The organism is Nocardiopsis sp. TRM 82005, from assembly GCF_056312425.1.
The window spans coordinates 21,193-27,652 of record NZ_JBWDTQ010000045.1 but is presented as its reverse complement, the minus strand read 5'-3'; the positions used below and the strand labels follow the sequence as shown (position 1 = coordinate 27,652).

The 6,460-nt window shown below is 72.0% G+C and carries 6 protein-coding genes and 1 pseudogene; 2 read left to right on the top strand and 5 right to left on the bottom strand.

Features of this window, described 5'->3' with window-relative positions; genetic code table 11:
* A pseudogene (locus AC0T5L_RS26330) lies at positions 1-181 on the bottom strand (3-deoxy-7-phosphoheptulonate synthase); the annotation flags it as partial.
* 336 nt (positions 182-517) lie between these two features.
* On the opposite strand from AC0T5L_RS26330, the gene AC0T5L_RS26325 reads away from it, so the two are divergent.
* Positions 518-1,150, top strand: a complete 633-nt coding sequence (locus AC0T5L_RS26325; RefSeq protein WP_476168188.1) for a molybdopterin-dependent oxidoreductase — start codon at positions 518-520, stop codon at positions 1,148-1,150.
* 74 nt (positions 1,151-1,224) lie between these two features.
* On the opposite strand, the gene macS is transcribed toward AC0T5L_RS26325, so the two are convergent.
* From macS to AC0T5L_RS26310, 3 genes are read right to left on the bottom strand one after another with little or no spacing between them, the layout of a single operon-like run.
* On the bottom strand, positions 1,225-2,373 hold the full coding sequence (gene macS, locus AC0T5L_RS26320) for a MacS family sensor histidine kinase (RefSeq protein ID WP_476168187.1): 1,149 nt from the start codon (positions 2,371-2,373) through the stop codon (positions 1,225-1,227).
* Positions 2,374-2,430: 57 nt separating this feature from the next.
* Positions 2,431-3,372 carry a hypothetical protein gene (locus AC0T5L_RS26315; RefSeq protein WP_476168186.1) on the bottom strand — a complete coding sequence of 314 codons (942 nt, stop codon included), beginning with the start codon at positions 3,370-3,372 and terminating at the stop codon, positions 2,431-2,433.
* Positions 3,369-4,166 carry an alpha/beta hydrolase gene (locus tag AC0T5L_RS26310; RefSeq protein WP_476168185.1) on the bottom strand — a complete coding sequence of 266 codons (798 nt, stop codon included), beginning with the start codon at positions 4,164-4,166 and terminating at the stop codon, positions 3,369-3,371. Before AC0T5L_RS26310 ends, AC0T5L_RS26315 begins: the two co-directional genes overlap by 4 nt.
* A 375-nt stretch (positions 4,167-4,541) precedes the next feature.
* Between AC0T5L_RS26310 and AC0T5L_RS26305 the strand changes: the two genes are divergently transcribed.
* The gene (locus tag AC0T5L_RS26305) at positions 4,542-5,378 is read left to right on the top strand and encodes a lysophospholipid acyltransferase family protein (RefSeq protein WP_476168184.1); all 837 of its coding nucleotides are present in this window, start codon (positions 4,542-4,544) and stop codon (positions 5,376-5,378) included.
* Between the two features lie 99 nt (positions 5,379-5,477).
* Here the strand turns inward: AC0T5L_RS26305 and AC0T5L_RS26300 are convergent, their stop codons facing one another.
* Positions 5,478-6,419 carry an ROK family glucokinase gene (locus tag AC0T5L_RS26300; protein WP_476168183.1) on the bottom strand — a complete coding sequence of 314 codons (942 nt, stop codon included), beginning with the start codon at positions 6,417-6,419 and terminating at the stop codon, positions 5,478-5,480.
* Positions 6,420-6,460 lie beyond the last annotated feature (41 nt).

The window sequence follows — 6,460 nt, the reverse complement described above, 5'->3', positions numbered from 1 at the left end:
CACTGACCCCCGGCTTGGCGGCCAGACCCAGGTCCTGGAAACGCTCAACGTCACCGACGAGGCCGATGATCGTGCGGCTCACGCCGCGTGTCACGTAGGCCTCGCCTCCGGCGGAGGCGACGAGTTCGACGAGATCGTCAATGTTCTCGGAAGTGGCGTCCGGTGCCATCACGATGACCATGTGGGGTGTCCCTAGCTGCTTGTCGGTTGGATGACTGGTCCGACCGGCGCCCGGAACGCGAAAAAGCCCCGGGCTCTACCGGCCCGGGGCTCAAGTCGTCTGTGTCAGCGCAGCGCTCTACAGGCGACCGGGGTATCGGGCCGGTAGCCATAAAAGCGCCAGAAGTTCCGCTGCATGGCTGTGACTATAGCGCACGCTCCCCGAGCTCGCGCACACCCGGGGGGAGTGACGTAGCTCTCGTCGACGCCTGGCAGGATGGCCAGACGCCGAGGGAGACGCCCGGTCCGACCGGGCGCACGCGGCCTCGGGGATCCGAGAGACGAGCAGGGGGACGGATTGTCCGAGGGAACGGACGGGGGCGACAGGCGGGAGAACCGGCCGCGGCTGCCTCCGGGCCAGGCGGTGCGCCACGTGCACAAGCCGCTGTACTACGGTCCGGTACCCGCCTTTCGCCCGCGGAGGTGGGACTTTCGGATCATGGGAGCAACCGAGGACCTGGGGTCCTATCGCTGGACCTGGGAGGAATTCGCGGGGCTGCCGCGAGTGGACTCGGTGAGCGACTTCCACTGTGTGATGCGCTTCAGCGTTCCGGACGTGTCCTGGCGCGGGGTCAGCGCCGCCGACCTGGTCGCCGCCGCCCCGCCCGCACCCGAGGTGACGCACGTGATGGCCTGGGGCGAGTACGGCTACAGCGCGAACCTGCGCCTGGACGACTTCCTCTCCGAGGGGGTGCTGATGGCCACCCACCGAAGCGGGGGGCCGCTCACCCCCGAACACGGCGCCCCGCTGCGACTGGTGGTCCCGCACCTGTACGGGTGGAAGAGCGTGAAGTGGCTGCGCGCGGTGGAGTACATGACCGCTGACCGCCGGGGTTTCTGGGAGGAGCGCGGCTACCACAACCGGGCCGACCCCTGGCGGGAGCAGCGCTTCTCCCACCAGGAGGAGGCGGACCACAGCCCGCCGCTGTGAGCGTCCTGCCGCCGGCGCCCGCTCCGGAGCCCCCACAGTCCCGCGACGGCCGCCCGGAGGCGGCCGTGCGCCTCTCAGCCCCGCGGGACGCGCATCTCCACCTCGGTGCCCTGGCCGGGAGCCGACACGTACTCGACGGTGCCGCCCAGGTCACGCAGCCGGCCCCGGATGGACTGAGCCACACCGAGACGGCCTTGCGAGCGGGCCTGCTCCAACCGTTCGGGCGGGAAGCCGGGGCCCTCGTCACGGACCGACACGGTCACCGCGTCATCCTCGTCCTCCAGCAGGATCCAGGCGTGGGTGTCCCGCGGGCAGTGACGCCGCACGTTGTCCAGGGCGGTGAGGACGGCGGCGGTCAGCTCCTCAGCGGTGCGCGCGGGCAGGGTGACGGGCGTGGCGGGCGCCGACACCGACACCAGGACCGACTCGGCACGGCGCACCAGTTCACGCAGGTCCACCGAGTCGCCGGGCACCGCCACGCCGATCCCTCCCCCGGCCCCCGGGCCGGGGCCCTCCCCCTCCGCCGCACGCGGCGGCGTCCCTTCCGTGCCGCGGGAAGCATCCTCGGGAAGACCGTCGGCGACCAGCGCACGCAGCCGCACCTCCTGCTCACCCGCCATCCGGCCCAGCTCGGCGGCCTCTCCCCCGGCCTCGGCCCCACGCCGCCGCACCAGGGAGAGCACCTGCAACACCGAATCGTGGATCGAACGGGCCAGCTGCTCGCGCTCGCGGATGCGCGCCTCCAGCGCGACCGCCTGGGCGAAGCGCTCCTCTGCCCGCCCGGCCACCCGGGCCATGTACCCGACGGCCAGCCCGGCCAGGAGCAGCAACACCACGCCGCGCGCGGTCGCGGAGGTGACGTTGGCGTCCATGACCACGCGCAGGGTGAGATCGCAGACCCCGTAGAGCACGGCGACCGTGGCCGCGCCACGCCTGCCCCAGATGACACTGGCCGCCAGGGCGGCACCGGCGAACCAGTAGCCGCTCAGCGGCGGGGCCTGGGTGAGGTAGAACGGCGTGACCGCGAGCGCGGTGGCGAACAGGCAGGCGAAGGCCACCGCCAGGTCGGCGGTGAGCAGGCGCCAGGTGCGGTGCTCGGGACGGGCGTAGCCGCGCGTGGTGACCACGGTCCACGCCGACATCACCGCCAGCACGGACCAGGCCAGCCAGGGTCGGGCCAGGTGCTCGTGGTGCTGGACGGCGAGGAACAGGGAGTAGACCATGGCCGCTGCACGGAAGACGGCGAAGGCGCGCCAGAGGGGGACCTCGAAGCCCAGTAGTCAGACCACCGCCCCGTTGTCGGGCCCATTGTCGCCGGGCGGCCGGGAGTCGGTCATGCGCAGGATGAGCACGACGAAGCTGACCAGGAACGCCAGCACCGCCACGAACATCAGCCAGTTGGGCAGGGCGACGCCGACGAAGGCGGCGCCGAAGACCAGCACCGGTGCGCCGAGCAGGCCGAACCAGGCGGAGATGCCCACCCGGTCTCCCTGGAGCAGGGGCGGCGGTGGCGGCGGTTCGTAGTGGCCCTCCAGGTCGGCCTCGGCCCGACGGCGTGCCTCGTCCTCGGCGTCGTCGCGGCCGTCGTCGGCGTCGGCGGCACCGTCGGGTCCTTCGGCCAGGATGCCGCCGTCGGAGGAGGCGTCCTCGTTCCGGTCGGAGGCGCTGAGGTTCTCGGCGTCGGGCCAAGCGGCTCCGCGGCGCCGGTCGGAGGCTTCGGTGCCGGCGTCGTCGTAGAAGCGGGCGACCAGGTCGTTCCAGACCTCGTCCTCGTCCGCGGGCTCGGCGGGAGCCGCGCCGGGGTCGACGTTGGCGGGCGGGCCGTCCAGCAGGTCGCCGCCGACCGGGGTGTCGGCGGGCGAGGTGTCGGAGGCCGGGAGGGGCGCACCGCCGCCCTCCTCACCCTCGGTGTCGGACCGGGGCTCGCGCGGCGCGAACAGGTCGGGCGCCGCTTCGGTCCGCCCGCTCAGTTCGGGCAGTTCCACATCCAGGACCCGCTCCGCGGATGCCCTCTCCTCGGCGTCCACGTACAGGTGGTCGGTGGACGGGTCGTCGGCCTGGCTCCCGGCGGGGTCCAGGACGTCCTCGTCCAGGGGGACGGCGTAGGCGGCGATACCGCTGCGGCGCAGAGCCTCCAGCATCAGGTCGGCGTGCGAGGACGCGAGCAGGATCAGAGGAACGTAGGCGTCGGCGAGCAGGCCGTTGCCCCGACGTTGCGTCATCGGTCGGCTCCTTCCCCGCTTCTACTGTGCTCTCGCACGAAGGCGAGGCTCCCGTCGAAGATGGTGGCTGCGTCATGGTCGAGGGTCGCCACGTGGTAGCTGTCGTGGAGCGGATGAATCGTCAGCCGGGTGTTGACCGCTCTCCTAGCGAGGATACGCAGACTGCTCGGCCCCACGACGTGGTCCTGTGTGCTTCTATAGGCCAGGATCGGCGCTCGCAAACCGGACATGCCCTCCTGAACTTCGCGCCACAGCTTCGGGAGTGTCGCCGCGGCCGCGGTGGGCACACGGTCGTAGCCGCCCTCGGAGGTGTCGTCCTTGGAGATGTCACAGGCCAGGCTGGCCGTGGAGGGCACGGCCCGTGAGGCCACCCGGCGGAACGGGGCGAGGAGGGGCAGGCGCGGGTCCTCCACGGCCAGGGAGGGGTTGACGAGCACGGTCCCACGCACGAGGCCGGGATGCCTCTGCGCGAGGCGCAGGGTGAGGGCACCGCCCATGGACAGTCCCATGACGAACACCTCCTCGCAGCGCGAGGCCAGCTCCCGCAGGGCCCGCTCGACCTCGGCCAGCCAGTCGTCACTGGTGGTGAGGTTCATGTCCTGCCAGACCGTGCCGTGACCCGGCAGCAGGGGCACCTCCACACTGAGTCCGGCCTCGGCCAGGTACTCGCCCCAGGGCCGCATGGAGTACGGCGAACCGGTGAACCCATGGCAGAGCAGGACGCCCACCTCCAACCCGCGGTGGCTGAACGGCTCCGCACCCGGGATCAGGGAGCGGGCGTTGGTCGGTCTCACGGAGCGGCTCCAGGGATCAGGCGGCACGGGGGACGCGAGTGGCCGAAGCGCGGTCGCCAGGGGCGTGCGGGCCCTGGCTCCGGCCGCTTGGCGGACTGTTTGTCATGAGTGCACACTAACGTTCCCCTCCCCGTCGGCGAGAGGGGAGTCGTGTGCTGCGCGGGCCGACTGAGTATCCTCGTCCGCGCCGGGCACACGGTCCGGTCGGGGGCGCTTTGGCACTCGCTCCCGCACGGTGGGAGAATGACGCACGTCATGCGTCGGCTCCCCCGTATCCTTCGGGTGCGAGCCCTCCTGGCAATATCGGCCGAGCGGGACAGTGATCGTGGCAGACCCTGCCCAGTGCTCCCCGCGTGTGCAGGGGTGATCTGAACAATGTTCTACTGGGTGGTCAAGGCGTTCCTGGGGCCGGTACTGGCCGTGTTGTGGCAGCCGCGTGCCGAGGGCGTGGAGAACGTGCCGCGCCGCGGCCCGGCCATCATGGTCAGCAACCACCTGTCGTTCTCCGACCACTTCTTCGGTCCCCTGCCGCTACCGCGCAAGATCATCTTCCTGGCCAAGTCCGAGTACTTCACCGGCAAGGGTGTCAAAGGGCTGGCGAGCCGGGCGTTCTTCACCGGCGTGGGACAGATCCCCATCGACCGCTCCGGCGGCAAGGCCAGCGAGGCGGCGCTGCGCACCGGTCTGAAGGTGCTCAATCGCGGCGATCTGCTGGGCATCTACCCCGAGGGCACCCGCTCCCCCGACGGCAAGCTGTACCGGGGCCGTACCGGTGTGGCCCGGCTGGCGCTGGAGTCCAGGGCGCCGGTCGTGCCGATGGCGATGATCAACCTGGAGAAGATCATGCCGCCCGGCCGCACCGTGCCCAAGCTGGGCGTGCGCCCGAAGGTCAGATTCGGCAAGCCGCTGGACTTCTCCCGTTACTACGGCATGGAGAAGGACCCGCGCGTGCTGCGCGCGGTCACCGACGAGATCATGTACGCGCTGATGGAGATGTCCGGCCAGGAGTACGTGGACCGCTACGCGCAGTCGGTCAAGACCGAACTGGAGGCCGAGGCCAAGGAGGCCCGGCGCGAGCAGCACGCCAGCGACAAGGACCGCAGGCGCGCCGAGCGCGCGCGGCGTAAGGAGGAGCGCCGGGCCCGGCGGAAGGAAGAGCGCCAGGCCCGCCGGGAGGAGAAGCGGGCCAAGCGGGAGGGCTCCGAGGTCTAGCGCGCCTTCGGGGGCCTTCCGCTTCACTCCGGTCCGTGTCCGGCCCCGCGGCGTCCACACGGTGGAGGTCGCGGGGGCTGTCGTGTGTACGGGCGCCGGTCAGTGCCGGGCGAGGTCGCCCGCGCCGACGATGCCCGCCTCCCCGCCGAGCTCGGCCAGGCGCACATCGGCCAGGCGGCGGCCGGGGCGGCCCGGGACGTGGCGCGCGAACGAGGTACGGACCGGCTCCAGGAGGATGGAGCCGGCGTCGGAGACGCCGCCGCCCAGGACGAAGCACTCGGGGTCGAGGATGGCGGCCAGGTCGGCCAGTCCGAACCCGGCCCACTCGCCCACGGCGGCAAAGCACTCCAGGGCCGCCCTGTCCCCCTCCAGCGCGGCCTGGGTGATGACGTGGCCCTGGACCTGGTCGACGACGCCGCCGGCGAGCTCGAGCATGCGCTCGGCGGCCCGCGGGTCGGTGTGGGCGCGGTCCTGGCCCTCGGCGACCAGGGCGCGGCCGCTGGCGTACTGCTCCCAGCAGCCGTGGTTGCCGCAGGCGCAGCGGCGCCCGTGCGGAACCATCCGGTAGTGGCCGATCTCCGCGGCCACGCCGTAGCGGCCGCGGTGCAGGGCCCCGCCGATGACCAGGCCGCCGCCGATGCCGGTGCCCAGGGTGACGCAGACGATGTGGTCGCTGCCGCGTCCGGCACCGAACCTGGCCTCGGCCCAGGCGGCGGCGTTGGCGTCGTTCTCGATGACGACGGGCAGGCCGACGCGCTCCTGGACACGGTCCCTGAGCGGTTCGTCGCGCAGTCCGAGGTTGACGGCGACCTGGACCGTGGCGCGGTCCTCGTCCACGAACCCGGCCACACCCACGCCGACCGCCTCGACGGTGCTCCGCCTGCCGCGCAGTTCGTCGACGGCCTTGGCGACGACGTCGGCCAGTCCGCCGGGGTCGTTGTTGGGGGTGGGGTACTTGACCTTGTCCAGGATCTGCCCGTCGTGGTCGACGACACCAGCGGCGACCTTGGTTCCGCCGATGTCTACGCCGATGGTCAGCATGGGGGCAGCTCCTTCGTACTTACGCCCGAACTCTGACATAA